This is a genomic window from Brachybacterium sp. Marseille-Q7125 (genome assembly GCF_023062615.1).
Classification (GTDB): domain Bacteria; phylum Actinomycetota; class Actinomycetes; order Actinomycetales; family Dermabacteraceae; genus Brachybacterium.
In genome coordinates, this window is sequence record NZ_JALLAL010000042.1 from 1 (window position 1) to 25,677 (window position 25,677).

Here is a 25,677-nt window from a genome sequence, read left to right on the forward strand (position 1 = left end):
CAATAAAGCCCCCGCACCTCATAAAGCCCTCGCCCCCATAAAGCCCCGGGCCCGGTCACCGCCCCGGACCCCCTCGAAGGAGGAGCCATGCGACCCGATATCGACCTGCGCGCTGCCTTGAACACCCGCGGCGCCCTCATCACCTACACCATCTCTCTGCTGGCCCTCGTGGGCGCCGGCGTGCTGGGCGGCGTGCTGCAGGCGCTCGTCGTGGAGCCCGCGATCGTCGATGTGGAGATGACCTTCATCGTCATCACCTTGCCGCTGTCGCTGATCATTCCGGTGGTCACCGTGCTGATGATCGCGGGGGAGTGGTCCGACCGCTCCATCCAGACCACGTTCCTGCAGCGCCCCGGGCGCCTGGGCGTGCTGGGGTCGAAGATCCTCGCGAACATCGTGGTGGTCGGCGCGCTGCTCGCCCTGTCCGTGGGGCTCGCGGCGCTCGGCACCTGGATCGGCGGAATGGTCGGCGACGGCGCAAGCTTCGAGTCCTTCCGCGACGTGCTCACCACGCAGATGGCCGTGATGGGCGCGACCTGGCTGATGTCGCTCGCCATGGCGGTGCTCGCCCAGTCGGCGGTGGTGGGGATGCTCCTGGCGATCGGCCTGCCGTTCGTCATCTCCACCTTCGCCACCATCGCGATGGCGACGGGATCGGACATCCTCGAGAAGGTGGCGCGGGCCGTGCACCTGCAGGATGCGGCGTACCGCCTCATCGACGGCACCGCCGGTGCCTTCGAGCTGCTGCCGCTGACCCTCATGGTGCTGATCCCGCTCGCGCTCGGTGCGCGCCGCTGGTCCCGCCGCGAGATCGGCTGACCCGACACGGCCCCGGCCCGCCTGCACGGCGTGGGCCGGGGCCTAGGATGGCCAGGCCGACGGCCCGGCCTGACCCTGCCCCAGGCCCCCTGCATCGATGGACAAGGACGCTCATGACCTCCACTGCCCGCCCCCTGCGCCGCGCCGCGGCCTCGCTCGCCGCCGTGCTGCTGCTGGCCGGCTGCACGATTCCTGGCCTGGGCGGTGACCAGGGCCCCGACGATGGCGGCACCGACCCGGGAGTCTCCGACGGCGGCGGCTCCGCTGGCAGCGACGGTGGTGGGGATGACGGCGGTGCGGTCGCCGGCCCGCCCAGCACCAACCCCGGCGGGCTCGAGGGGCCGCTGCCGGAGCTGCGCAAGGCCGGCACCTCCGCCGCGGAGCTCGACGGGGATCCCGCCGAGGACCCGGCCTACGCCTCCTACTACGAGCAGGAGATCAGCTGGGGGCCGTGCGAGGACCTCGATGCCGATGGCGCCGAATGCGGGATGCTCACCGTGCCGCGGCAGTGGAACGACCCCGAGGCCGGGGATATCGAGATCGCGGTCGCGCAGATCCCCGCGAGCGGCGAGAAGCAGGGTTCGCTCGTGCTGAACCCCGGCGGTCCCGGCGGCTCGGGCGTGAACTACCTGGAGTCCGTCCCCTACTTCCTGTCCTCCGAGGTGCAGGCCGCCTACGACGTGGTGGGCTTCGACCCGCGCGGCGTCGGCCGTTCCGCCCCGGTGACGTGCCTGGATGATCGCGAGACCGACGAGTTCCTGGCGAGCACGATCGACCCCACCACCGAGGAGGGGCTCGCGGAGGCGGAGAAGTGGGGGCGTCGCGTCGCCGAGGCGTGCGAGCAGAACTCCGGAGAGATCCTGCCGTTCGTGGACACCTGGTCCGCGGCGCGGGACATGGATGTGCTGCGCGCCGCACTGGACTCCGAAAAACTCGACTACCTGGGGTTCTCCTACGGCACATACCTGGGCTCCAGCTATGCGGAGCTGCACCCGGACCGGGTGGGGAAGTTCGTGCTGGATGCGGCGATCGATCCCCGCCTCGCGCTGAACCAGATCTCCGCCGGGCAGGCTGAGGGGTTCGAGCGCGCGATCGAGGCGTTCCTGCAGGACTGCCTGGATGCCGGGGCGGATGCCTGCCCGGTCAAGGGCGATGTGGAGCGCGCCAAGCAGCAGCTGCAGAGCTTCTTCGCCTCCGTGGATGAGAGCCCCCTGGATTCGGGGGACCCGGATCGTCCGCTGACCGGGGCGCTGGCCCGCAGCGCCGTGCTGCTGATGATGTACCAGGACGAGCTGTGGGGCTTCGGCCGCGAAGCGCTGGACGCCGCGATGACGGGGGATGGTTCCCAGCTGCTGATGCTCGCGGACCTCGGAGCGGACCGGCAGAACGATGGCAGCTACCGCACCAACGGCACGTACGCGATCTCGGCCGTGAACTGCCTGGATCATCCGGGGGTGGCCGATGTCTCCTGGGTGGAGCAGGAGGCGGAGCGGCTGGCCGAGGAGTACCCGACGTTCGGGCCGATGCTGGGCGGTGACGGGTGCGTGCTGTGGCCGCAGGAGCCGGTGCGTGAGCCCGCGCCGATCACCGCGAAGGGCTCCGCGCCGATCGTCGTCATCGGCACCACGGGGGATCCCGCGACGCCGTACGCCTGGTCACAGGCCCTCGCCGAGCAGCTGGAGAACGGCCTGCTGCTGACCTTCGAGGGCAATGGGCACACCGCCTACGGTCGCAGCGGCGGCTGCATCGAGAAGGAGGTCGACGCGTACCTGCTCGAGGGCACCGTGCCGGAGGACGGACTGGTCTGCTGAGCGCCGGGGCCCGGGGCCTATAGGGCCGGCGGGGTGCCGGGATCGGTGCGCGCGGCCGATGGGGCTGGAGCGTGGGCTCCGGATGGCGGGCCGACGTGAGCAGTCTCGCCCTGCTTCGCTTTGCACTGGTCATGTGCGGTCCCGTACAGTGATGCGGTCTGCTGAGCGTGCGCGCCAGCAGCGCCGCCTTAGCTCAGTCGGCAGAGCGATTCACTCGTAATGAATAGGTCGCGGGTTCGATTCCCGCAGGCGGCTCCGCAGGTCAGGCCCCGTTTTCCTCCGTGGGAAGCGGGGTCTTTGCTGCAGTGGCGCCTGGCCTCTGCGGATCTGCGCTGCGGGTCTGTACCCGGCCTTCCCGATGCGACGAGCGATCGGCCGGTATCCACGCAGCGGTGCTCACTCTCCTTCCGGTCCGGGCGGCACGGCGAGCCCGCGCTCGAAGGCGGTCAGGGCGATCTGCAGCCGTGAGGTGCACTCCAGCTTGGTCATGAGCGAGGAGACGTGGGATTTCACCGTCGACTCGGACAGCGACAGCGCCCGCGCGATCCCGGCATTGGACTCTGCCGCGCACAGCAGTGCGAGCACATCGGCCTCGCGTTCAGTGAGCCCCAGCTCGGCGAGCTCCGCGGGATCCGTCCGGGTGGGCGCCGGGTGCGTCGGCGCGAGGGGCTGGGCGGTCAGCCGCGCCGCCAGATCCGGGGTGAGCACCGTGCCCGCATGCGCCCCCGCGGCCCGCACCGCCGCCGCGAGAGCGGAGGGACTGGTGGACTTCAGCAGGTAGCCGCTCGCACCCGCGGAGATCGCCTCCCCGACCTGCTCCTCATCCCCGAACGTGGTCAGCATGACCACAGCCGTGCCGTGGTGCCGCGAGCGCACCAGACGCGTCGCGTCGATCCCGTTCATGCCCGGCAGGCCGTGGTCCATGAGCACCACATCCACCGCCTGCTCGTCCAGCAGACGCAGCGCCTCCTCGGCGGTTCCGGCGCTCGCGGTCACCGCCAGATCCTCTTCACGGTCGATATAGCTGCCCAGCGCCTCCCGCACGATCGGGTCATCGTCGCAGATCAGCACCGTCGTCGGTTCTGCGGTCATCGGCCTTCCCCTCCCTGCGCCGGTCCCTTCCCCGGCACCTCGTCGACATGCGCCCCGGTGGCCTCCGGGGTGCATGGCACCTGCAGATGCGTGAGGAACAGATCGCCCTCGCGCGTGGTCTCGATCGCGCCGCCCACCGCATCCAGTCGCTCGCGGGCGCTGACCAGCCCCAGCCCGCCGGGCGGCACGGTCTCTGGTTTGCTGCGCACGCCATTGCGAATCGCCAGCTCCAGCATCCCCGGCGCAGGCTGCGGCTGCTGCTCCACGAACACCGCGATCGGCGTGAGCGGGCAGCCGTGGCGCAGGATGTTCGCCTCCACCTCCCGCAGGCAGCGCCCCAGCACACCGTGCGGGGAGATCTGGCAGTTGCACTCGCCCTCAATGCTGATCTGCAGCGTGAAGCCCTCGGCGCTCAGGCGGCGGCGCATCGCCTCCAGGGTGGTGGCCAGGCTGCAGCAGTCGGCGTCAGTGGTGGGGGCCGATGGGGCAGCGGGGGGTTCCGCGAGGCGCAGGGACTGCAGCAGCTCGCGCAGCTCCTCGGTGCCCTCGCGGGCGGTCTGTGCGATATGGCCGTAGCGTTCGGTGTCCTCGGCGTCGATGCCGGGACGGCCCCCGGCCTGCTCGGCGAGCATCACCACGCGGGTCATCGCCCGCACCCCGGTGTCATGCAGTTCGCGGGCGATCGCGCGGCGCTGCTCGGCCAGCTCCTCGATGCGCCGTGCCCGCTCCGCGGCGGCATGCAGCACCAGGCCGCGACCTGATGCACCCGCGAGCATGGCGATGACCTGCAGTGCGATCCACAGCATGGCCTGGGAGACGATGAACTCGGGGGCGGAGCCCAGCAGCACGGACGTGGCCACGGGCGGCACCACGTGCCACAGGGCCATGGTCATCGCCATGAGGATTCGGCCATGCGCGGCCAGCGCGGCAATGGTCACGGGGGAGGCAAGCACCCCGGAGCCCAAGTGGGTGGGGGCGTTGCCGATGCCGAGCGTCAGGACGCCGCCGACGATGATCGCGCCGATGAGCGGGTGGCGCAGCGACAGGCCCGCGCCAATGCTCAGCGAGACGGCGATCAGCACCGCGATGCTGCTCTCGGCGCTCGCGATCGGCACGGAGGCCACGAGCAGCAGGAACGCCACCAGCAGCCCGGTGATCCAGTGCCCCATGACCTGTGGGGGCCGCACCCAGCGGCGCACGGTCCTATCGGCTCCCGTGCGCACCGCTGCAGATCTCCCGGGACCCGCTGCGGCGCGCGGCCCGGCACCCGGCTGTGCCACCTGATCAGCGTACACATCGACGGGGTGCTTTCCGGATGCGCGTCCATGTCGTAGCGCGCGGAGTCGAGGTGCGCGGGTGTCTGTCGGCCCACTTGCGTCCCCATCCATGGTCCGAAGCGTTTCTTTGACTTTATCCAGAAAAGTGCCTATGGTGGGGCCATGACCAGCACGGAGCACGCTCACGCTGAGCAGATCGACCACACCGCGGCCCTGCGCGGCGTGGGTCTGCGCGTGACCGCTCCGCGGCTTGCGACGCTCGTGGCGGTCGAGAACAACCCCCACGCCGATGCGGACACCATCGCCCGTGCCGTGCGCGAGAGCCTCGGCACCGTGTCCCGGCAGGCCGTGTACGACGTGCTCCACGCCCTGTCCGATGCGCAGCTGCTGCGCCGCGTCGCCGTCGGCGGGCGGTCCATGCAGTACGAGCTGCACCGCTTCGACAACCACCACCACCTGGTGTGCCGTGAGTGCGGGCGCCTCGAGGATGTCCCCTGCGCCACCGGTCACGCCCCGTGCCTGACCGCCTCGGAGGACCACGGTTTCGAGATCGAAGTGGCCGATGTGATCTACCGTGGGATCTGCTCGGACTGCCGCGCGAACGCCGCGGACGACCAGGCCCCCGTCGGCCCTTCCACCCCGCAGACCCCCTGAGGCTGCTCCGGCGCCCCAGGGTCCATCCACCTTGTCCCACCTGCTGACCAGAACCTGTCATCACCCCTGACCAGAGGAGAACGGCATGACCACTTTCGATCCGCAGAAGCCCTCCACCACGGAGTCCGGCGCGCCGCGCCAGAACGATGCGCACTCGCTGAGCCTCGGCGCCGACGGCCCGCTGCTGCTGCACGACGTCGCGCTGGTGGAGAAGCTCGCCCGGTTCGACCGTGAGCGGATCCCGGAGCGCAGCCCCCACGCGAAGGGCTCCGGTGCGTTCGGCGAGCTCGAGATCACCGAGGATGTCTCGCAGTACACCAAGGCGAAGGTGTTCCAGAAAGGCACCAAGACCCCGATGCTGGCCCGTTTCTCCACCGTGGCCGGTGAGCTGGGCTCGCCCGACACCTGGCGCGACGTGCGCGGTTTCGCTCTGAAGTTCTACACCCAGGACGGCAACTTCGACATCGTCGGCAACAACACGCCGATCTTCTTCCTGCGCGACCCGATGAAGTTCCCCGACTTCATCCACTCCCAGAAGCGCATGCCCGACTCCGGTCTGCGCAGCCCGAACATGCAGTGGGACTTCTGGACCCTCTCCCCGGAGAGCGCCCACCAGGTCGCCTACCTCATGGGTGACCGCGGCCTGCCCAAGACCTGGCGTCACATGAACGGCTACTCCTCCCACACCTACATGTGGGTCAACGAAGCCGGCGAGAAGTTCTGGGTCAAGTACCACTTCCTCACCGAGCAGGGCATGGAGTTCCTGACCAACGAGGAGGCCGAGAAGATCGCGGGTGAGGACGCGGACTACCACCGCCGCGACCTGTTCGAGTCGATCCAGAACGGCGACTTCCCGTCCTGGCGCGTCGAGGTCCAGATCATGCCGTACGAGGACGCGAAGACCTACCGCTTCAACCCCTTCGACCTCACCAAGACCTGGTCCAAGAAGGACTACCCGCGCATCCCCGTGGGTCGCTTCACCCTGAACCAGAACCCGGTGAACCACTTCGCGCAGATCGAGCAGGCGGCGTTCTCCCCGTCGAACACCGTCCCCGGCACCGGCGTCTCCCCGGACAAGATGCTGCTGGGCCGCGTGTTCTCCTACCCGGATGCGCACCGCAACCGCCTGGGCACCAACTTCAACCAGCTTCCGGTCAACGCGCCGATCGTGCCCACCAACTCCTACGACAAGGAGGGGGCGATGCAGTTCTTCCACAGCGGCGATGCGCCGGTGTACGCCCCCAACTCCTACGGCCGCTCCTACCAGGGCGACGCCGAGCAGGGCCCGGTGGACAACGGCTGGGAGGCCGACGGCACCATGGTCCGCGCGGCCTACACCCTGCACGCCGAGGATGACGACTTCGGCCAGGCCCACACCCTGGTGCGCGAGGTCATGGACGATGCGGAGCGTGAGCGCCTCATCGACACCGTCTCCGGCATGATGGCCGATGTCGAGGAGCCGGTGCTCTCCAATGTCTTCCAGTACTGGAAGAACATCGATCAGGAGGTTGGCGAGGCCATCGAGAAGAAGGCTCTCGAGGGTCGCGGCGACGACGTTCCTGGGGCGTGAGCCTGAGGGCTTAAGAGGTGCGGCCTCGGCGGTGTCGCTGAGGCCCGCACCTGAGCCCGATGCCTGCGCCTGATGCGCGACGCATGATGAGGCCGGGGCACCGCGCGGTGCCCCGGCCTTGTCACGTCTGGGTGCGGGCCGGCCCTCACCGAGCCGATCCGGCTACGTTTTCGTGGGAATGAGGGTGCTATTCCCACGAGAACGTAGTGGTCTTGCGGGAGGTGGTGGCGGGGGCGCATCCTGCGGGAGGTGGTGGCGGGAGCGTCGCCGACCGAGCTTCTGCTCAGACGACGAGGACCTCACTGGGCGCGCCGAGCAGGAGCTTCTGCACCGTCAGGCCCAGCAGGTGTCGGGCGAGGTCGTGGTGGCGCCGCACCCCGAGCACGAGCAGCTCGGCGCGCTCCTCCTCAACCACGCGCAGCAGCACGTCGGCGATGTCATCGTCGGTGTGCTCCTGGCGGAACGCCACGCGTACCCCCGCGCCGCGCAGATGCTCGCGTGCGATGTCGATGTCCTGGTCACCGGCATGCCGCGGGTCGGTCTCCACGCCGTCGCGCAGCACATTGACCACCACGAGCGGCCCCCCGCGCTGCTCGGCCTCGGCGCGCGCGGCATCCAGCGCCCTGTATCCCACGTCGGTGGGGATGAATCCGACGACGACGGCCATGGCAACTCCTGGACTGCGCTGCGGGCGGCGGCCCGGCGACTGTGCACGGTACGGGCCGATCCTACTGGCCCCGCGGCGTGACCTCGCGGCCCATCGGCCCGCTCAGCCCCGCGCCGCCCGCGGGGCCCTCAACCTTGCCTCTCCCGCGGGGCCCTCAGCCCCACACCGCCTGCGGCCCGCTCAGCCCCACACCGCCTGCGGCCCGCTCAGCCCCGCGCCGCCTGCGGCCCGCTCAGCCCCGCCCCTCCCGCGGCCCGTTCGGCCCTGCCTCGGCCCGCCGCTGCCCGGACAGCGCCTGGATCTCGTCCATGATCCGCGAGGTCAGCACCCGTCGGCGCGTCCCCTTGGCGGCATCCGGCGCGACGTCCGCGGGATCGATGGGCGTGCCCACTCGCAGCGTGATCGCGCCGCGGTCCGGCAGCAGGCGCGAGAACATATGTTCGGTGCCCTTCAGCCCCACCGGCAGCACGGGGCAGCCCGATTCGAGCGCGAGCCACGCCGCACCCTGCTTGCCCGGATGCAGCAGCCCGTCCTTGGACCGCGTGCCCTCGGGGTAGATCGCGAAGGCATGCCCCTCGCGCAGGATCTCCAGGCCCTTCTGCAGCGCCCCCTTGCCGGACGCGAGCTCCTGACGGTCCACCGGCACCGCCTCCACCGCGTTGAAGAACCAGCGCAGCACAGCCCCCGTCGGCCCCTTCTGGGTCCACAGACTGTCCTTGGCCACGAACCGGATCCGCCGCGGCAGCAGCACCGGGATCATGAACGAATCGATGTTCGCCAGATGGTTGGAGGCCACGACGAACCCGCCCGTGCGCGGCACGTTCTCCAGACCGCTGACGCGCGGGCGCCACAGGCCGTGGACGATGGGGCGCACCAGCTTGCGGGCGCCCCAGTAGAAGCTATGCGACATGGATCCTCCGAGAGTCGGTCCTCCAGGGGGTCACGATAGTGCCCGCAGGCTCGGCCGCGACAGCGCGCTCGCTGCAGGGACCGCGCAGGTGAGGGGCATGGGCGGGCCCTGCCGTGCGGAGGTGCATGTGGTAGAACAGGCGTGCGCCGAGACCGAGGAGCATCGATGGCCAAGACCCTGAACATCGCCGTGATCGGCGCCGGAACCATGGCCCAGGCCGTGCATCTGCCGGTGCTGCGCCGACGCTGGGACCGGTTCACGGTGGCCGCCCTGGTGGATCACTCGCCGCGGCGCCGCCGCGAGGCCTCCGACGTGTGGGGCGTGGCCGAGGAGAAGCGGTACGAGACGGTCGCGGATCTCATCGCCGCGGTGCGTGTCAAGGAGATCACGGTCGATGCGGCGCTGCTGTCCACCGACGGACTGCATGCCCAGGATCTGCTGGCCCTCATGCGGCGCGGCATCCCCGTGCTGGTGGAGCCACCGGTGGGCTTCTCCGCGCAGGAGATTGCGCAGGTTGCGGATTTCGAGCGGATGACCGGTCGGCCGCTGCTGATGCTCGCCTACCCGCAGCAGTACGACGACTCGGTGCGGGAGATGGGCGAGGTGATCGCCCGCAAGGACGTGCGGATGGTGGACCACGAGGTCCTCATGCCTGCCAGCCAGCCGCTGTTCGGCGCCGCGAAGGTCACCAGCTCCGCGTACGACCTGCCCAGCGAGAAGCGCTCCCAGCGGCGCAAGGATCTGCAGGCCGCCGTGGAGGCCGGCTCTGGGGAGGGGGCGACGCAGCGCGACCGCGACCTGTACGTCAAGGGTCTGCTCACGGGCGTGGCGCACCAGCTGGCGGTGCTTGAAGCGGCCTACGGGCCGCTGGTGGAGCTGTCGATGGCGCGGCACTGGCCCAAGGGCGTGATCCCGGGGTCGATCGAGCTGCTGGGCGAGCTTGAGGGTGGGGCGCGGGTGCGTCTGGTGTGGCACTACCTGCCGTTCGCCCCCGAGTACCGCGAGACGGTGCAGGTGCTGTCCGCGCGCCGACGCCTGCAGCTGGACCTACCGGCCCCTTCGCACGGCGACCGCCGCTCCACCCTCGCGCTGCGGGAGAAGAAGTCCGGGGTGGTGCAGGAGACCACGACGGTCGCGACCAACGGCTCGGCCGAGGCGATGTGGGAGGCCTTCCACGCCTTCGTCGAGAAGGGCGAGCCGCCGATTGCCGGCACCAGGCAGGCCCTCGCCCAGGTGGAGCTGCTGCGGGAGGTGCTCGCGCGGATCGTCGAGGCCGACGGCCGGACGATCGACCCGGAATCCGACGAGGAGGGCACCGAAGAGGCGGGCGAAGGGGCGGCGGCCGGTGAGACGGTGGCCGGTGAGGCGGATGCGGCCGAGTCGGCTGCCGGGGCCGACGCGGCGGATGAACCGGGCGCGGGCGAGGAATCGCGTGCGGCCGACGGGGCTGGTGCCGCGCAGGTCTCCGGGGCAAGCTCCGCGCTCGCCGGGGCGCGGATGACGGTCGACGGGGAGCCGGCGGACGCCGCGCGGGAGGAGCCGACGGAGGCGGCGGGGGAAGAGCCCGCGGTGTCTGTGGATGCAGGGCTCGTGGCGGAGCCCGTGGGGGAGCCCGCTGAGCCCGCAGAGGCGGCAACGACCGCGGACCCGGCGCCGTTCGTGGAGCCGGATGAGCCTGCGGCTGGGCCTGCTGAACCCGTTGACCGCGCTGCGGCACCGACCGCTGAGCAGCCGGTGGTCGACGCGTGGACCCTGGAGGACGCGGACCAGACCGCTGCCCCCGCGGACCAGGCCGCTGCCCCCGCGGACCAGCCTGCCGCCCCTGCAGACCAGCCCGCGGACCCGGAGCCGGGGCGCGACTCTCAGGCCTGAGCCGAGTTTGCGCTCGCGGCCCTTCCGCGAACGGCACTCTCCTGACCGGCCGCGTGCAATATGCAGGCGGTCGGTCATCTGCGTCCCGTTCGTGGAATCACGTCGGCCCCGGTCTGCGCGGCACCGCCCACCCCCACCCCCGCGACACGCCGCGCCATGCCGACGACACGCCCGAGATCCATCTCATCCCGCGCCGTTTCAGCCCCGCGGATCACCACCGCGCGGCCCGCGTCATCCACCGCCCGGCACCGCCGCGAAACCGCTCATCCACAGCCTGCTGTGCATGTCCGAGCGTCTTTCACGCACGGGGGCGCCGGACTGTCCCCAGCCGTCCCCGACTGTCCACATCCCATCAACAGCGCGCTGTGGATGACATTGTTGTAGTTCAGTACATCTTGTGGTCGCTCGACCCACCCACCACTAGGTGTAGTGTTGGGCCCGTTGCGGCGAACCGGGCCTCCCGGGAGCCTGAAGCGTCCCGGGAGACCCCGGAAGCGTGCAGGTCCGAGGCCATCGGGCGTCGCAGCAGCGGCCTTACGGGCCGCACCCGGACAACTGCATCACCCTCCCAGCCGACGCCCGTCGGCGCCCCTCCCGAAAGGCACCTCCCCGTGGACATCACCGTGTACTCCAAGCCCCTCTGCGTGCAGTGCGACGCCACCAAGCGTGCGCTGAACAAGGCCGGTCTCGCGTACGACGTCGTGGACGTCACCGAGGATGCTGAGGCCCTGGCCCGCATCAAGGCGCTGGGCTACATGCAGGCCCCCGTGGTCATCACCTCCCAGGACCACTGGTCCGGCTTCCGCCCGGACAAGATCAAGGCCCTCACCGCGGCGGGTGTCGCGCAGCGCACCGCCACCGCGATCTGAACCGCGCCGGGAGCGCAGGGTCATGGCGAAGCTCGTCTATTTCTCCTCGGTCTCGGGCAACACCAAGCGATTCATCGACAAGCTGGGGGTGCCCGCTGAGCGCATCCCGCTGTACCCCAAGGACGATCCCCTCGTCGTCGACGAGGAGTACGTCTTGGTGGTGCCTACCTACGGCGGCGGCAACGGCCGCGGCGCCGTCCCCAAGCAGGTCATCAAGTTCCTCAACGATGAGCACAACCGGAGCCTGATCCGGGGTGTGATCAGCGCCGGGAACACCAACTTCGGCGAGGCCTACTGCCTGGCGGGGGACATCATCTCCGCGAAATGCCAGGTCCCGCACATGTACAAGTTCGAACTGTTCGGCACGTCCGTGGACGTGTCGAAGGTCCAGGATGGATTGGAAGAGTTTTGGCGACACTGACCGAGATGCCCCCGGCAGAGCACCACAAGCGGCTCGACTATCACGCGCTCAACGCGATGCTGAACCTGTATGGCCCGGACGGCCAGATCCAGTTCGACAAGGACCGTGAAGCGGCGCGGGAGTACTTCCTCCAGCACGTCAACCCCAACACCGTCTTCTTCCACTCGCTGCGCGAGAAGATGGACTATCTCGTGGAGAACGAGTACTACGAGAAGAACGTGCTGGATCAGTACGACTTCTCCTTCATCGAGGACCTCTCCGAGCAGGCGTACGCGAAGAAGTTCCGGTTCCCCACGTTCCTGGGGGCCTTCAAGTACTACACCTCGTACACGCTGAAGACCTTCGACGGGAAGCGCTACCTGGAGCGTTTCGAGGACCGCGTGGTGATGGTCGCGCTGACCCTGGCGCGCGGCGATGAGGCGCTGGCCCGCCACCTGGTGGAGGAGATCCTCTCGGGTCGTTTCCAGCCGGCCACCCCGACGTTCCTCAACGCCGGCAAGGCGCAGCGCGGCGAGCTGGTCTCCTGCTTCCTGCTGCGCATCGAGGACAACATGGAGTCGATCGGCCGCTCGATCAACTCTGCGCTGCAGCTGTCCAAGCGCGGCGGTGGCGTGGCGCTGCTGCTGAGCAACCTGCGCGAGTACGGGGCGCCGATCAAGCAGATCGAAAATCAGTCCTCGGGCGTGATCCCGGTGATGAAGCTGCTGGAGGATTCGTTCTCCTACGCCAACCAGCTGGGTGCCCGCCAGGGCGCGGGCGCGGTGTACCTGCATGCCCACCACCCGGACATCCTGCGCTTTTTGGATACCAAGCGTGAGAACGCCGATGAGAAGATCCGCATCAAGACCCTCTCGCTGGGTGTGGTGATCCCCGACATCACCTTCGAGCTCGCGAAGAACAATGAACCGATGTACCTGTTCTCCCCGTACGACGTGGAGCGCGAGTACGGCAAGCCGTTCGCCGATGTGAACGTCTCGGAGCTCTACCGCGAGATGGTGGACAACCCGAACATCTCCAAGAAGAAGATCCGCGCCCGCGACTTCTTCCAGGTGCTCGCCGAGATCCAGTTCGAATCCGGCTACCCGTACATCATGTTCGAGGACACGGTGAACCGGGCGAACCCGATTCCGGGCAAGGTCACCCACTCGAACCTGTGCTCGGAGATCCTGCAGATCTCCACGCCTTCCACCATGAACGTGGACCTCAGCTACGACCAGCTGGGCCGGGACATCTCCTGCAACCTGGGCTCGCTGAACATCGCCAAGGCCATGGATTCCCCGGACTTCGCCCGCACCATCGAGACGGCGATCCGCGGCCTCACGGCGGTGTCGGACACCTCCGACATCGAGTCCGTGCCGACGATCGCCGAAGGCAACCGCAAGTCCCATGCGATCGGCCTGGGGCAGATGAATCTCCACGGCTACTTGGCGCGCGAGCGGATCCACTACGGCTCCGAGGAGGGCCTGGACTTCACGAACATGTACTTCTACGCGGTGACGTATCACGCGATCCTCGCGTCGATGCACATCGCGAAGGAGCGCGGGGAGACCTTCGACAACTTCGAGAACTCCGCGTACGGCACCGGCACGTACTTCGACAAGTACATCGATGAGGTCTGGGAGCCGCGCACCGAGCGGGTGCGGGAGCTGTTCGCGAACGCCGACGTGCACCTGCCCACCCAGGAGGACTGGAAGCAGCTGCGCGAGCAGGTGATGGAGCACGGCATGTACAACGCCTACCTGCAGGCGGTGCCGCCCACCGGCTCGATCAGCTACATCAACCACTCCACCTCCTCGATCCACCCGATCGTCTCCAAGATCGAGATCCGCAAGGAGGGCAAGATCGGGCGGGTGTACTACCCGGCGCCGTACATGACCAACGACAACCTCGAGTACTACGAGGATGCGTACGAGATCGGCTACGAGAAGATCATCGACACGTACGCCGAGGCCACGAAGCACGTGGATCAGGGTCTGTCGCTGACGCTGTTCTTCAAGGACACGGCGACCACGCGCGATGTGAACCGGGCGCAGATCTACGCCTGGCGTAAGGGCATCAAGACCCTGTACTACATCCGCCTGCGGCAGATGGCGATCCAGGGCACCGAGGTCGAGGGCTGCGTGAGCTGCATGCTCTGACTGGCACCCCCCATCGGCCGACGGCACCCCCACCGGCCGACACCAGGGCCCCGCAGCATCCCGGGAACGGGATGGTGCGGGGCCTTTGTCATCGCGGGGCGTCTTCTCCCGCCGCCTGCTCCGAGCGGTCGACGGAGAGGTCCGGTTCTGATGTGATGCGGCAGCCCGTGGGGTCGACCGCGGGGATGCCCGCGCGCGGGTCCCTCGGTGCCACCTCGTTCTCACTCCGCGCGCCGTCGGGGTCACGACCGGCTGGCCCGACGGCACCTACCGGCCCTGGGATTCCGTGCGGCGTGACGCGAGGGCGGCATTCCTGCATCGTGTGCACACTAAGGGCCTCATCTCGCCACCCCGCCCGAAGCCCGCCCTCACTCGTGAAACGGGCTCTTCGCAGATGAGGGTGTAGCGGTCGGTGGCGGGGTGGGCGAGTCGGTGCGGGGGTAGGCGTCGATGTCTCCCGATGATGGAAGTTCTGACGCTCGCGATCTGGAAGACCTCGACATGCCCCACGCTTCCTTCTCGTCCCTTGATCTCGATGCCTTCTGCGGCCTGGACGGGCTCGGCCTCACAGCCACCGGCCAGCGCATCGAGACGGGCCAGACAGCTCTGGAGTGCCGGGTCCTCGCGGAGGATCAGTGGTGCCATCGCTGCGGCCGGGCCGGAGTTCCTCGCGGCACGGTCCTCAGGCCTGACTCAGGTCATAGGGCCGGTGCAGGGGATATGCAGAATCACTCCAGACTCCGGTAGTAGGTTCCTACAGCATCTGTTCGGCAGCGCACCACAACCAGCGCGTGGGCTCTTGCCGCTATCACCCTGGAAGGGAAGTTTTGATGTTCGTAGGGAGAGCCTGGCGTTACTGTGTCCGCAAACCGGTGAAAACAGTCATCATCTTTGCTGTTCTGGCCATCATGGCCACCGTGGTTATGGCGGCAAGCGCCGTCACTCGTTCAGCCGACCACGTGTCGAACGAGATCGAAGCAAAGACTGGCCGCGGGTTCGTCCTGGAGAACAACCCCCAGCACAATCTCGGAACACCACGAGGCGCCGGCACCGTCAAACCCGCTGACATCGACAAACTCGCGGGGCTGGACGGCGTGGAGGCGCACGTGGCCCGGCAGAACGTCACCGCTGACCTCGTGGGCGCGAAAGTGCAGAAACTCGACCACGACGACTACGACAAACAGCGTGAAGAACAGTTCGGCAACGCCGTCAACGTGTGGGGTGTGAACAACAGCGAAATCGACAACAACTTCCGCAGCGGCACACTGAAACTCACCCAGGGCCGCCACCTAAGGCCGGACGACAAGAACAAAGCCGTCATCCATGAAGACCTCGCCAAAGCCAACAACCTCGGCGTGGGCAGCAAACTGACACTGAAGGGCAATAAGTACGACGTCGACAACGAACGCCAGTCCACAGAAGAGGTCACCACCGAAATTGTTGGCCTCGTATCCGGCGACAATCCCCGACCGGCAGCAACGCGCAATGAGCTTTTCGCCAACACCGTGTTCACCGACCTTGAAACCACACGCGCGCTGTACAAGTTCACGCCAGGCAACGAGATCTATCAGGACGCGAATTTCTTCATCAGCAACGACGCCGACCTCGACGAGGTCACTCAGGCCGCGAAGGAGCAGGGCATCGACTGGCAGAACTACCAGATCTCCCCATCGGCCCAGTACCTTTCGGGCATCACCGGAGCTGTTGACGGCATCAAGAGCATCATGCGCAACACCACCGTTGCCGCCACCATTTTCGCCGCCACGGTCGTGGCTCTGGTCCTGTTCCTGTGGCTGCGCGAACGCAACAGGGAAACCGGCACGCTGCTGTCGATCGGCGTGACTAAGACCAGCATCGCCGCACAGTACTTCACCGAAATGATTCTGATCGCCGTACCGGCGTTTATCGCCGCCTACTTCGCCGCCGGCCGATTCGCCCAATGGATGGGCGACACCACCCTAGCCAGTGTGAACAAGTCGGCAGCGCAGGACATGGCTCAGGCCGGCCAGTTCGGTGCTGACATGGAATCCTCCGCGTCAGCCCAAACACTGGAGAACCTGACTGTGGGCCTGACGTCTGGCTCGGTCATCCAAGCCGCAATTATCTGTGTTGCAGTCATCGCCTGTGTCGTTGCCATCACCACGGTGCCGATGATGCGCAAGAGCCCCCGCGAAATCCTGGTGGACGCCACATGAGCAGCCCATGGTCGCGCGCAATCCGATGCGTCACCCGCAAACCCACCCGCACCCTGCTCATGACGCTCATCATGACCGTGGTGTTCACAGCACTCGTCGCCCAATCCGGCGTTCGCTCCACCATGGCCGACGTCAAAAATGCCATCAACACCAACATCGGCGCCGGATTCACGGCGGTCGGGTCAACAGGTGAGCCCGGTAAACCGGGTGACGAGGTGGAGCCCGGCTCAGGTGAGGCACCTGGGGCGGGGGAGAGCCCGGCCGCCCAGCCGGGCGGCACCTCGCGAGAATCCGCGGGAATCGATCGGGAGGTGGCTGAGCGTTTAGCAGCCCTGCCCCAGGTGGCGCGGCACAGTCTTGAGGCGGCCTTCTTGGCCCGGCCCGAAGGTACGCAGCCGGTGCTGGGTGCCAGTGGAGTTCAGTTGGACCCACAGTTCGCAGGTGACGTCAGTGTGACCGGAACCAGCGATTCCTCGCTCAACCCCGCATTCCAGGGCAAGCTGTACCAGCTCGTCGAAGGGGAGCACGTGGGCGCGGACGAAGGTTTGCAGGCTGGTGCGGGCGGTGATGCAGGGAAGGCCGGCGCTGGGAAGGCCATCATCCACCGCGCGTTCGCTGATCACAACAAACTCGGCCTGGGAGATAAGCTCACGCTTAGCAACGAGGGTGACAAAGTCACGGTCACGGTTGCTGGCATCCTTGAAGGCAAAACAGACAACCCTACGGGCCTTCCGTCCGGGGCATCCGAGAACCACATTTTCATGGATCTTGCATCGGCGCAGAAGCTGGGCGCACCCCTGACTACGGGCCGCTATTTCACGCAGAACGCGCAGCAGCTGCCGGAGGCGCTCGCGGCTGCTGGGCGCATCGCACCGGAGCTGACGCTGGAGGACAATTCCGCACAGTTCGCACCCGTACTCCAGGCGATTTCTGGCGTGGACCGGCTGCTGGGAATCCTGCTGTTGGGCCTGTGCGTGGCCGGCGCGTGCATGCTTACACTGGTGAGCACTTTCTGGGCGCGCGGACGGATTCACGAAATCGGCATCCTTTTGTCTCTGGGTAAAAGCAAAGGCAATATACTGTCGCAGTTCGCAATTGAAGCGAGTATTTTCACCGGTGTGGCCGCAGTCATTGCCGCAGTGGCCGGGACGGTTCTTTCCACCCGGTTGGGGCAGGCGGTCTTCGCCCAGGTGGGTGGGGAGACGCTGTCGTCGATTCAGCCGAGCATGGGTGCCGGTCATGTTGGCCTGGCGTTGGTGTTGGGAGCCGCCATTGTTCTTATCGGAGTGTCTGTGGGAGTCCTGCCGCTCGTCATGCAGCGCCCCAAACGAATTCTTGCAAAACTCAGTTAGGAAACATCATGGCCATCATGCAGCTTGATCACGTCAACTTCAGCTACGCCAACTCTGTCAAGCGGGTGCTCAGCAACGTCACCTATCACTTCGAAGAGGGCACGTTCTACTCGATCGTCGGTTCGTCCGGTGCGGGCAAAACTACGATGTTGAACCTGCTGGCTGGACTCGATGCGCCCAGTCAGGGGACGGTTCGGTTTGGCGGCGATGATATTGCCGAAACCGGGTATACCCGCCACCGCAAAGACCAGATTGCGCTAGTGTTCCAGAACTACAACCTCATCGACTACCTGACACCTCTGGAGAACCTGCGCCTGGTCAACCCCAAGGCCAGCATTGACGACCTCACCCGGCTGGGCATTGATGCCGCTGCTGCGAAGAGGAATGTGCTTGCGCTGTCTGGTGGTCAGCAGCAGCGAGTGGCCATCGGCCGCGCGCTGGTTTCCTCCGCACCGGTCATCTTGGCCGATGAACCCACCGGCAACCTCGATGAGGAAACCGCCGAAGGAGTCATCGAGATTCTGCGGGATGCAGCCCATGAGAGGGGCAAGTGCGTCATCGTCGTCACCCACTCGAAACAGCTTGCACGATCAGCCGACGTCACACTGCGCCTAGAAAAGCGCAAACTGATCGAACGCAAAAAGGCCTGACGGACGAGATAGGGTTATGGACAACGCCTCGTCAATACAAAACGGTGGCGGCACTTCTTCAGGGCTCTTTTCGGTTCGTGGTGATGGGGAGCGTCGCGTCGTTGGCGTAACACGGCTCGTGGTCCTGTTGTGATGGGTGTTGTCAAGACATCCACATTCCAGGGGACCACGAGCCTGTGTATGAGGGTACTGGTTCGCAGCGGGATGCTGCGAGCACGATCTTCAACCTGCCCAACTACCGCGTCATCGACGCCGCCGACCTGCCCGATGGTGGCCGACGGGCGGTGGTCGTCTCGACCGTCCGGCCGGGCTGTCCGTCCTGCGGGGTGCTCGCGACGAAGGTCCATTCCAGCCGGTCACAGCGGGTTCGGGACATTCCCGGCTCTTCACAGATGGCGGTGTAGTTCGGTTCTGAATCCTCCGGTGTCCAGCAGCGATCGGATGACGTAGTGGGCGAGGTTGCGGTAGCCCAGCGCGGTGCCGCGGAGGTGCTCGAGCCGGCCGTTGATCGCCTCCGTGGGGCCGTTGCTGGTGCCGGGGTGGTCGAAGTAGGCCAGCACGTCCCCGGCCCGGTGTTTCAGGGTCCGGCCAAGGGTGATCAGCTCTTTGAGCTGCTTGGGTACTTCCTCGGTGAGGTCGTCGATCACTGCCTGCAGAGCCTTCTTTCCCGCGGCGCGGTCGGGGTGACGATACGCGGCGACGATGCGCTGGTAGAGCTTCGACCTCGACGTGCGCATCGCTGGCGAACGCGGCCCTCAGGCGGGTGGTCTGCTTGTCGGTGAGCAGGTCCGCTCCGGTGTGCAGTACTCGGCGGATTCCGTAGAGCGGGTCTGCGGACCGGCCACGATGACCGAGGGGTGCCTGCTGGACGCGTTGGCGGCTTTGATCGACCTTCTCGCCAGCCAACGCGACGACGTGGAACGGGTCCATCGCTGCGGTCGCCTCGGGTAGCTCCTCGGCGGTCGCGGTCTTGTAGCCGGAGAATCCGTCCATCGCAACGACCTCGACTCCGTCCCGGAACTCTGCGGTTTGAGCATCGAGCCAGGTCTTGAACACTTTCTTCGAACGTCCCGGAACCATGTCCAACAGTCTGGAGGGGCCGGTGCCGTCGCGGATCGGAGTCAGGTCGATGATGACGGTGACGTACTTGCTGCCCCGGCGGGTGTGGGACCACACGTGCTCGTCCACGCCTATCACGCGGACGCCGTCGAGCCGGGCGGGGTCGTTGATCAGCAGTTGCTGGCCAGTGGTCAAGATCGCGTCGTTGACGGTGTTCCAGGCAACGTCGAGACCGGTGGCGATACGAGCGACGGACATGCGATCGATGACTACGCCCTTGAGCGTCCACAGTGTTGCGTGCCGGGAGAGCACGGCACGGGGCCCGGCTGCGGCCGTGGTGTCCTGACGCCACACGCTGCGGCAGTCCGGGCACCGATGCCGGCGCACTCTGAGCTGCAACATCGTTGGTCGCCAACCCAGCGGGACGTGGGCCAGGCGCCGGATGACAGTTCCTCGGCAGACGCCCTGCTGACCGCACCGGTGGCACCAGTTGTCCGGTTCGATCACGCGACACTCCAGCACCGATCGGTGTGGCTCGATCCGCTGCCCGGTCACGGTCAGGCCCAGCCGGTCGAGCTGGCAGAACGTATCGAGATCGGGCGTGGTGAAGGTAGCGTGGAGCGCGTCGAGGTCTTCCAGATGGCGAGCTTAGGAACTTCCATCATCGGGAGACCTCGGCGCCTATCCCGGCACCGCCGCGCCGACGGTCCCTACACCCTCATCTGTGAAGAGCCGTGAAACGGTCAGCGCTGAGGTGTTCCGGCTGGTCAATGTGGAGCGGAAGAAGGCAGGGGTGTCTCCGCTGGAGCGCAACAGCACGTCGGACCGGATCGCAGTGGACTGGTCGGAGACCATGGCGCGGACCGGGGATTTCATGCATCGTCCGAACTTCACCTCGCAGTACCCGTCCGGGTGGCATGCCGCCCCGGGGAACATCCTCATGCGTAGTGCGGGATCCGGCTCGGCCACCGGGTTGGCTGCCGCGATGGTGCAGCAGTGGATGGGGTCTTCGAGGCACAGGCAGAACATCCTCGGGGCCAGCTATACCGACCTCGGTGTGGGCGTGGCGCAGAGCTCCAAGGGCTCCTGGTACGCGACGCAGAACTTCGCCGGGCACTGAGAATCTCGCCCGGTCGCGAGCGCTTCGCTCGGCACGGGAGGGATGGGGCACCGCTGCTGGATCAGGGGCGATGCCCCGGACCTTCCTTACGCCGACGCGTTCTCACGCTGGAGAATCCGCCGCACGTACGTGCCCGAGTAGCGCCGCACGCTGAGCGCGAAGTGCTTGGCACCCTCCAGGGCATAGCCATGGAACAGGGACCGCGGCCCCGAGTAGCGCATCATCTGCTTGTTCCAGGCGCGTTCCGCGGCGATGAAGCAGTGGATCTCGCATTCGGCGCAGAACGGCTTGGGATCCAGGGGGCAGAACACGCGCCGCGCCTCCCCGTAGGCGAGATGGTCGGAGCACTCCTGGCACAGGGTGGGCACACCGTGGGCCTGCACCCCGCGCAGCCCCGGATCGTCGTACACCCCGGCGGTCACCGCATGGGATTCGTGGGGCCGACGGGGGAGCGTGCGATGGTTCCCGTCGCAGTTCACGCGCACGAAGAACGCGAGCGTACGGATGTCCTCGCGAATCTCGGGACGCTGCACCTCGCGCAGATACCGCGGGCTGGGGCCGCGCTGACGATCCGCCCGCGCACGGTCCGCGGTGCGGGAGCGGACGGGAGGGGAGGCGGGATCGGGCAGCGGCGTAGCGGTCATGGCCGCATCCTAAACGCTTTTCACGACATCGGCCCGGGATGTGTCAGGTCGTCAGCTCGTGGGGTGTCCGACTGTTCCGGGGGGTGTGCCGGTGTCGTCCCGGCGCGCGAGCGCCGCCGTCAGCCCTGAACCTCGGCGGGGACGTTGGTCCCGCCATCGGCTGCGAAATCTCCCGGCCGCCACAACATGTCGTGTCGCGGGCGTGTCGCGACCCCTACATGTAGTGGACGCTTCCTAGCGTAAGCGTGACATCGAATGCGGTGGCCGCGACGGGCCCAGGCCCCGTCTGCTCTCCCTGCAGCGCCCGCAGCCTCATCCGCAGCACCTCACCAGGAGAGAACCCCATGACTGCCTCTGTCTCCGCGCGCCCTGCCCCCGAGACCGACGCTGCCGCCGCGCCGAACGCTATCGCCGGCACCCCGGCCCGCCGTCTGATCGACCCGGTCGCCACCGTCACCGAGTACACCTCGCGCGCGGACTGGCGGGTGAACGCGAACGCGAACCAGGGATACTCCGTGGGCGGCCTGATCCTCAACGCCGCCGGGAAGATGATGGCGAACTACTGGCTGGATGAGGTGTTCAGCCCCGAGGCCGGGCAGGCGCACCGCGAGGGCGACATCCACATCCATGACCTGGACATGCTCACCGGCTACTGCGCGGGTTGGAGCCTGCGCACCCTCCTGGAGGAGGGCTTCAACGGGGTGGCCGGCGCGATCGCCTCCCGCCCGCCGCAGCACTTCGGCTCCGCCTGCGGCCAGATCGTGAACTTCCTGGGCACGCTGCAGAACGAATGGGCCGGAGCGCAGGCCTTCTCCTCCTTCGACACCTATATGGCGCCGTTCGTGCGCAAGGACCAGCTGAGCTATGAGCAGGTGCGTCAGCACATGCAGGAGCTGATCCACAACCTCAACGTCCCCTCCCGCTGGGGCTCGCAGTGCCCGTTCACGAATCTCACCTTCGACTGGACCTGCCCTGAGGATCTGCGCGAGCAGTACGCCCTGATCGGCGGCGAGGTGTTCGAGGTCCCCTACGGCGAGCTGCAGGCGGAGATGGACCTCATCAACCGCGCCTACCTCGAGGTGATGATGGACGGGGATGCCGATGGCCGTGCCTTCACCTTCCCGATCCCCACCTACAACATCACCCCCGATTTCGACTGGGAGGGTGAGAACGTCGAGCGGCTGTTCGCGATGACCGCGAAGTACGGGCTGCCGTACTTCCAGAACTTCCTGAACTCGGACCTGGATCCGGGGATGATCCGCTCCATGTGCTGCCGCCTGCAGCTGGATCTGCGCGAGCTGCTCAAGCGCGGCAACGGCCTGTTCGGCTCCGCGGAGCTGACCGGATCGATCGGTGTGGTCACCGTGAACATGGCGCGGCTGGGCTACCTGCACGCCGGGGATGAACCGGCGCTGCTGGAGGCGCTGGATCATCTGCTGGAGCTGGGGCGGGAGACCCTGGAGCGGCGCCGCGCCACGGTGCAGGAGCTCATGGACGGCGGGCTGTACCCGTACACGAAGCGGTACATGGGCCACCTGAACAACCACTTCTCCACCCTCGGCGTGAACGGCATGAATGAGATGGTCCGCAACTTCACCGCCGACGCTCACGACCTCATGGACGATCACGGCCAGGCGATGTGCGTGCGGATCCTCGATCACATCCGCGAGCGCATGGTCGAGTACCAGGAGCTCACCGGGAACCTCTACAACCTCGAGGCCACCCCGGCGGAGGGCGCCACGTACCGGTTCGCGAAGGAGGACCGGGCGCGGTTCGCGGACATCCTCACCGCCGGCACGCCGCAGAACCCGTACTACACGAACTCCTCGCAGATCCCGGCCGGCGCCGCCGAGGATCCCTTCGAGGCGCTCGAGCGGCAGGAGGAGCTGCAGGGCAAGTACACCGGCGGTACCGTGCTGCACCTGTACATGAACGAGCAGGTCTCGAGCCCCGAGGCCTGCAAGGAGCTGGTGCGTCGCTCCCTGACCCGCTTCCGCCTGCCCTACCTGACGATCACGCCCACCTTCTCGATCTGCCCCGTGCACGGCTACCTGGCCGGTGAGCACCACGTGTGCGAGCGCTGTGGGGAGGTCTGCGAGGTGTGGACTCGCGTGATGGGCTACTTCCGGCCCGTGGCCTCGTTCAACATCGGCAAGAAGGGCGAGTACGCCGAACGCACCTTCTTCACCGAGCAGGCCGCGGCTGCGAGCACCGTCGAGCTGTGACGACCCTGCCGATCGCGCCGGACCCCGGGGTACGTGAGCGCCCCGGGGTCCGCCCCGTCGGCCGCACCCCCGGCCGCGCCGACGGCCGCGCCGACGGCCGTGCCCCGGTCAGCGCCGAGGACCTGCGGATCGCGGGGATCGTGCCGCTCAGCACCGTGGACTGGCCGGGGAAGCTCGCCGCGACCGTGTTCTGCCAGGGCTGCCCGTGGCGCTGCACCTACTGCCACAACACCGCGATCCTGGATGCCACCGCCCCCGGCACGGCATCGTTCGCGGACCTTGAGGCGCTGCTCGCCAGGCGCCGCGGGCTGCTCGATGCCGTGGTGTTCAGCGGGGGAGAAGCCACGATGCAGCACGCCCTCATCCCCGCCGCACAGCGGGTGCGGGAGGCCGGTTTCGCCGTCGGCCTGCACACCGGCGGCGCGTTCCCCACCCGGCTCAGCGGCCTGCTGGGTATCACGGCCGACGGGCAGCGCACCCACGCGCCGCTCCTGGACTGGGTGGGCTTCGATGTCAAAGCCGCGCCGACGGGGTACGACGACCTCGTGGGCCGCGCGAACGCCTGGGAGCGGGCCCACCGCTCCCTGGAGATGCTGCTCGCCTCCGGCGTGGAGCATGAGCTGCGCATGACCGTCACGCCGGCGCTGCTGGACCAGGTCACACAGGTGGTGGGGGCTGTGTCCCGCGCGGGCGGGCGCGCCCTCGTGCTGCAGCAGGCCCGACCGGACGGCGCTGCGGAGGACTTCGCCGCGCAGCTCACCGCACTGAAGGACTGGCCCGCTCGCTTCGCGGAGGTGGCCGAACAGGCCCGCACGGCCGGGGAGCGCTGCGGTGTGGAGGTCAGCTCGCGGGCGGGGTGACAGCGCCGTCGGCTGTCCCCACCGCCGGCGGCACATCGTGCTTTCCGTAGGTCATGCGCCGCAGCAGCTTCTCCGCCGGGCCGCGCATGCCGCGGGTGTGCAGCAGCCAGGCTAGCGGCAGGGACAGCAGCCACACCCCGATGGCGATCGCGATCGCCGCGGTGGTGCTCAGGTGCGGGCCGAGCCCCAGCCCCCAGCTGGCCATGAGCGGCACCAGCACCACGGACTGGAACAGGTAGAACGTCAGCGAGCGCTGCCCCACCGCGGCAATCACGCGTGCCAGCAGCGGCGGGGTCACGCCCGCTGGCGGCGCCGGATCCGCGGGGACGCCGACGGCGCGCGCAGCCGGGGTGAGCGCGAGCTGCTGCGCGGCCCGCTCGGCGCGCAAAGCCTTGCGCTCCTGCCGGGACATGGCGGCACGATCCGGGCCCCCATCGGCCACCTCGCTCGCGACCTCCGGCCGCCTCTCGAGCCGCTGGGCCAGCAGAGCGAACGCTGCCGCGTACCCGACGCCGCAGGCCACGCCGCCGAGCGTGTTCAAGGTCGCAAAGCCCCAGGATGCCTCGGGCGCCAGCGGGATGAGGCCCAGGATCAGCAGGGCATCGGGCAGGCCGGTCAGCCAGCCGATCGCGATGCCGCCGATCATGATGCGGCGCAGCGTGCGCACATGCCGCCACGGCTCCTCGAGCAGGCGATGCCGGGCGGCGATCCAGCCCAGCAGCAGCGGCAGCGGCACGGCCATCAGTGCGGAGGGCAGCAGGCTGGTGCCCCACATCAGCAGCCGCAGCCCCATGCCGGTCAGGTACGGGGAGGCGTAGGCCCAGTCGCGGAAGGTGTCATTTCCCCAGGCGGCCGGTCCCGTGGTGGGGGCAGCGGCCCCCTCGGGCGCGAACACCGTGAGCATGATGGCGCTGAGGATGCTGAACAGGGCGAAGATCGCGGAGATCCCGGCGAGAACGCAGACCCAGATGACCAGGGTGCGGGTGCGCCGACCGAAGAAGATCCACACCATCAGCAGGGCCGCGATCCCGTAGGCGCCGAGGATGTCGCCGTAGAACAGCAGCGCGGCATGCAGCAGCCCCAACAGCAGCATCGCCCAATGGCGCCGTCGCAGCATCACCCGCACCACCTGCGGAGAGATCCCACGACCCAGGCGCGAGCGGTGGAACTGCACCATCCCGTAGCCGAACAGGAAGGCGAACAGCGGCATCGCCCGATGGTCCACGGCGATCGTCATGACCGCCTGCACCGCGGTGTCCAGCGGCCCGTGTGCGGGCACATGCGGGGTCATCCCGACGGTGCCCTCCTGCCCCCACAGCAGCCACGAGACGTTCGCGATCGCGATGAGCACGAGCATCAGCCCGCGCGCGAGGTCGGGCGCGAGGGACCGCGCAGGGGCGGTGGACAGGGAGGTCTGCGCGGGCGGATCAGAGGGGGCGGGCTGGCGCTTCTACACATCTGACGCGGCCGAC

The 25,677-nt window shown here is 67.9% G+C and carries 21 protein-coding genes, 1 tRNA gene and 2 pseudogenes; 17 read left to right on the forward strand and 7 right to left on the reverse strand.

The features are described 5' to 3' along the window. Window positions 1-87: 87 nt before the first annotated feature. The 3 genes from MU407_RS10605 (at window position 88) to MU407_RS10615 (ending at window position 2,885) form a co-directional block, all read left to right on the forward strand. Window positions 88-819 carry an ABC transporter permease gene (locus tag MU407_RS10605; RefSeq protein WP_246957334.1) on the forward strand — a complete coding sequence of 244 codons (732 nt, stop codon included), beginning with the start codon at window positions 88-90 and terminating at the stop codon, window positions 817-819. A gap of 113 nt (window positions 820-932) precedes the next feature. Continuing rightward, on the forward strand, window positions 933-2,630 hold the full coding sequence (locus MU407_RS10610) for an alpha/beta hydrolase (protein ID WP_246957337.1): 1,698 nt from the start codon (window positions 933-935) through the stop codon (window positions 2,628-2,630). Between the two features lie 182 nt (window positions 2,631-2,812). Then, a tRNA-Thr gene (locus MU407_RS10615) sits at window positions 2,813-2,885 on the forward strand. A gap of 141 nt (window positions 2,886-3,026) precedes the next feature. Here MU407_RS10615 and MU407_RS10620 read toward each other — a convergent pair. Further along, window positions 3,027-3,722: a response regulator transcription factor gene (locus MU407_RS10620; protein ID WP_102235486.1), complete on the reverse strand. Its 696-nt coding sequence runs from the start codon at window positions 3,720-3,722 to the stop codon at window positions 3,027-3,029. Next, complete coding sequence (locus MU407_RS14500) at window positions 3,719-5,002, reverse strand: histidine kinase (RefSeq protein WP_246957340.1); 1,284 nt, start codon at window positions 5,000-5,002, stop codon at window positions 3,719-3,721. Before MU407_RS14500 ends, MU407_RS10620 begins: the two co-directional genes overlap by 4 nt. Before the next feature lie 159 nt (window positions 5,003-5,161). Here MU407_RS14500 and MU407_RS10630 point away from each other — a divergent pair, with 159 nt between their 5' ends. After that, entirely contained in the window at window positions 5,162-5,653 is a 492-nt protein-coding gene (locus MU407_RS10630; protein ID WP_102235484.1) for a Fur family transcriptional regulator, read from the forward strand. Between the two features lie 85 nt (window positions 5,654-5,738). Further along, entirely contained in the window at window positions 5,739-7,223 is a 1,485-nt protein-coding gene (locus tag MU407_RS10635; protein ID WP_102235483.1) for a catalase, read from the forward strand. 283 nt (window positions 7,224-7,506) lie between these two features. Here the strand turns inward: MU407_RS10635 and MU407_RS10640 are convergent, their stop codons facing one another. Further along, on the reverse strand, window positions 7,507-7,890 hold the full coding sequence (locus MU407_RS10640) for a universal stress protein (RefSeq protein WP_102235482.1): 384 nt from the start codon (window positions 7,888-7,890) through the stop codon (window positions 7,507-7,509). A 232-nt stretch (window positions 7,891-8,122) separates the two neighbouring features. Further along, window positions 8,123-8,800: a lysophospholipid acyltransferase family protein gene (locus MU407_RS10645; protein WP_102235481.1), complete on the reverse strand. Its 678-nt coding sequence runs from the start codon at window positions 8,798-8,800 to the stop codon at window positions 8,123-8,125. Between the two features lie 165 nt (window positions 8,801-8,965). On the opposite strand from MU407_RS10645, the gene MU407_RS10650 reads away from it, so the two are divergent. From MU407_RS10650 to MU407_RS14505, 9 genes and pseudogenes are all read left to right on the forward strand, one after another. Continuing rightward, complete coding sequence (locus MU407_RS10650; protein WP_246957343.1) at window positions 8,966-10,672, forward strand: Gfo/Idh/MocA family oxidoreductase; 1,707 nt, start codon at window positions 8,966-8,968, stop codon at window positions 10,670-10,672. A 611-nt stretch (window positions 10,673-11,283) separates the two neighbouring features. Then, window positions 11,284-11,541: a glutaredoxin-like protein NrdH gene (gene nrdH, locus MU407_RS10655; RefSeq protein ID WP_158239363.1), complete on the forward strand. Its 258-nt coding sequence runs from the start codon at window positions 11,284-11,286 to the stop codon at window positions 11,539-11,541. 22 nt (window positions 11,542-11,563) lie between these two features. After that, window positions 11,564-11,962 (forward strand): class Ib ribonucleoside-diphosphate reductase assembly flavoprotein NrdI, encoded by a 399-nt coding sequence (gene nrdI / locus MU407_RS10660; protein WP_102235479.1) that lies wholly within the window; start codon window positions 11,564-11,566, stop codon window positions 11,960-11,962. Window positions 11,963-11,967: 5 nt separating this feature from the next. Further along, window positions 11,968-14,100 (forward strand): class 1b ribonucleoside-diphosphate reductase subunit alpha, encoded by a 2,133-nt coding sequence (gene nrdE, locus MU407_RS10665; RefSeq protein WP_102235478.1) that lies wholly within the window; start codon window positions 11,968-11,970, stop codon window positions 14,098-14,100. Between the two features lie 501 nt (window positions 14,101-14,601). After that, a pseudogene (locus tag MU407_RS10670) lies at window positions 14,602-14,787 on the forward strand (ISL3 family transposase); the annotation flags it as partial. A gap of 185 nt (window positions 14,788-14,972) precedes the next feature. After that, the gene (locus tag MU407_RS10675) at window positions 14,973-16,295 is read left to right on the forward strand and encodes an ABC transporter permease (RefSeq protein WP_246957345.1); all 1,323 of its coding nucleotides are present in this window, start codon (window positions 14,973-14,975) and stop codon (window positions 16,293-16,295) included. After that, a complete protein-coding gene (locus tag MU407_RS10680) occupies window positions 16,292-17,647 on the forward strand; it encodes an FtsX-like permease family protein (protein ID WP_246957348.1) in 1,356 nt (451 codons plus the stop codon). Before MU407_RS10675 ends, MU407_RS10680 begins: the two co-directional genes overlap by 4 nt. An 8-nt stretch (window positions 17,648-17,655) precedes the next feature. Beyond that, on the forward strand, window positions 17,656-18,297 hold the full coding sequence (locus MU407_RS10685; RefSeq protein ID WP_102235475.1) for an ABC transporter ATP-binding protein: 642 nt from the start codon (window positions 17,656-17,658) through the stop codon (window positions 18,295-18,297). Between the two features lie 284 nt (window positions 18,298-18,581). Further along, window positions 18,582-18,701, forward strand: coding sequence for a transposase family protein (locus MU407_RS14505; protein ID WP_348648027.1), 120 nt, complete (start codon window positions 18,582-18,584; stop codon window positions 18,699-18,701). Here the strand turns inward: MU407_RS14505 and MU407_RS10690 are convergent. Further along, window positions 18,684-19,995 (reverse strand): annotated as a pseudogene (locus MU407_RS10690) (ISL3 family transposase). The gene MU407_RS14505 and the pseudogene MU407_RS10690 sit on opposite strands and share 18 nt — an antisense overlap. Window positions 19,996-20,080: 85 nt before the next feature. On the opposite strand from MU407_RS10690, the gene MU407_RS10695 reads away from it, so the two are divergent. Then, on the forward strand, window positions 20,081-20,476 hold the full coding sequence (locus MU407_RS10695) for a CAP domain-containing protein (protein WP_102235474.1): 396 nt from the start codon (window positions 20,081-20,083) through the stop codon (window positions 20,474-20,476). A gap of 86 nt (window positions 20,477-20,562) precedes the next feature. On the opposite strand, the gene MU407_RS10700 is transcribed toward MU407_RS10695, so the two are convergent. Further along, on the reverse strand, window positions 20,563-21,120 hold the full coding sequence (locus MU407_RS10700; protein ID WP_102235473.1) for a nitrous oxide-stimulated promoter family protein: 558 nt from the start codon (window positions 21,118-21,120) through the stop codon (window positions 20,563-20,565). 344 nt (window positions 21,121-21,464) lie between these two features. On the opposite strand from MU407_RS10700, the gene MU407_RS10705 reads away from it, so the two are divergent. Together MU407_RS10705 and MU407_RS10710 are read left to right on the forward strand one after the other, a co-directional pair. Further along, on the forward strand, window positions 21,465-23,345 hold the full coding sequence (locus tag MU407_RS10705; protein WP_246957351.1) for a ribonucleoside triphosphate reductase: 1,881 nt from the start codon (window positions 21,465-21,467) through the stop codon (window positions 23,343-23,345). Then, entirely contained in the window at window positions 23,342-24,205 is an 864-nt protein-coding gene (locus MU407_RS10710; RefSeq protein WP_246957353.1) for an anaerobic ribonucleoside-triphosphate reductase activating protein, read from the forward strand. Before MU407_RS10705 ends, MU407_RS10710 begins: the two co-directional genes overlap by 4 nt. Here MU407_RS10710 and MU407_RS10715 read toward each other — a convergent pair. Beyond that, window positions 24,186-25,562, reverse strand: a complete 1,377-nt coding sequence (locus MU407_RS10715) for a DUF418 domain-containing protein (RefSeq protein WP_246957355.1) — start codon at window positions 25,560-25,562, stop codon at window positions 24,186-24,188. The genes MU407_RS10710 and MU407_RS10715 overlap by 20 nt on opposite strands. Between the last annotated feature and the right edge of the window lie 115 nt (window positions 25,563-25,677).

What these genes read in the sequence shown, in the direction of transcription:
- MU407_RS10645 (WP_102235481.1), bottom strand. Translation starts at nt 8,800, where the DNA reads ATGTCGCATAGCTTCTACTGGGGCGCCCGCAAGCTGGTGCGCCCCATC.
- MU407_RS10685 (WP_102235475.1), top strand. Translation starts at nt 17,656, where the DNA reads ATGGCCATCATGCAGCTTGATCACGTCAACTTCAGCTACGCCAACTCT.
- MU407_RS10635 (WP_102235483.1), top strand. Translation starts at nt 5,739, where the DNA reads ATGACCACTTTCGATCCGCAGAAGCCCTCCACCACGGAGTCCGGCGCG.
- MU407_RS10715 (WP_246957355.1), bottom strand. Translation starts at nt 25,562, where the DNA reads ATGCTCGTGCTCATCGCGATCGCGAACGTCTCGTGGCTGCTGTGGGGG.
- nrdI (WP_102235479.1), top strand. Translation starts at nt 11,564, where the DNA reads ATGGCGAAGCTCGTCTATTTCTCCTCGGTCTCGGGCAACACCAAGCGA.
- MU407_RS10705 (WP_246957351.1), top strand. Translation starts at nt 21,465, where the DNA reads ATGACTGCCTCTGTCTCCGCGCGCCCTGCCCCCGAGACCGACGCTGCC.
- MU407_RS10650 (WP_246957343.1), top strand. Translation starts at nt 8,966, where the DNA reads ATGGCCAAGACCCTGAACATCGCCGTGATCGGCGCCGGAACCATGGCC.
- MU407_RS10605 (WP_246957334.1), top strand. Translation starts at nt 88, where the DNA reads ATGCGACCCGATATCGACCTGCGCGCTGCCTTGAACACCCGCGGCGCC.
- nrdE (WP_102235478.1), top strand. Translation starts at nt 11,968, where the DNA reads ATGCCCCCGGCAGAGCACCACAAGCGGCTCGACTATCACGCGCTCAAC.
- MU407_RS10700 (WP_102235473.1), bottom strand. Translation starts at nt 21,120, where the DNA reads ATGACCGCTACGCCGCTGCCCGATCCCGCCTCCCCTCCCGTCCGCTCC.
- MU407_RS10620 (WP_102235486.1), bottom strand. Translation starts at nt 3,722, where the DNA reads ATGACCGCAGAACCGACGACGGTGCTGATCTGCGACGATGACCCGATC.
- MU407_RS10640 (WP_102235482.1), bottom strand. Translation starts at nt 7,890, where the DNA reads ATGGCCGTCGTCGTCGGATTCATCCCCACCGACGTGGGATACAGGGCG.
- MU407_RS10610 (WP_246957337.1), top strand. Translation starts at nt 933, where the DNA reads ATGACCTCCACTGCCCGCCCCCTGCGCCGCGCCGCGGCCTCGCTCGCC.
- MU407_RS10680 (WP_246957348.1), top strand. Translation starts at nt 16,292, where the DNA reads ATGAGCAGCCCATGGTCGCGCGCAATCCGATGCGTCACCCGCAAACCC.
- MU407_RS10630 (WP_102235484.1), top strand. Translation starts at nt 5,162, where the DNA reads ATGACCAGCACGGAGCACGCTCACGCTGAGCAGATCGACCACACCGCG.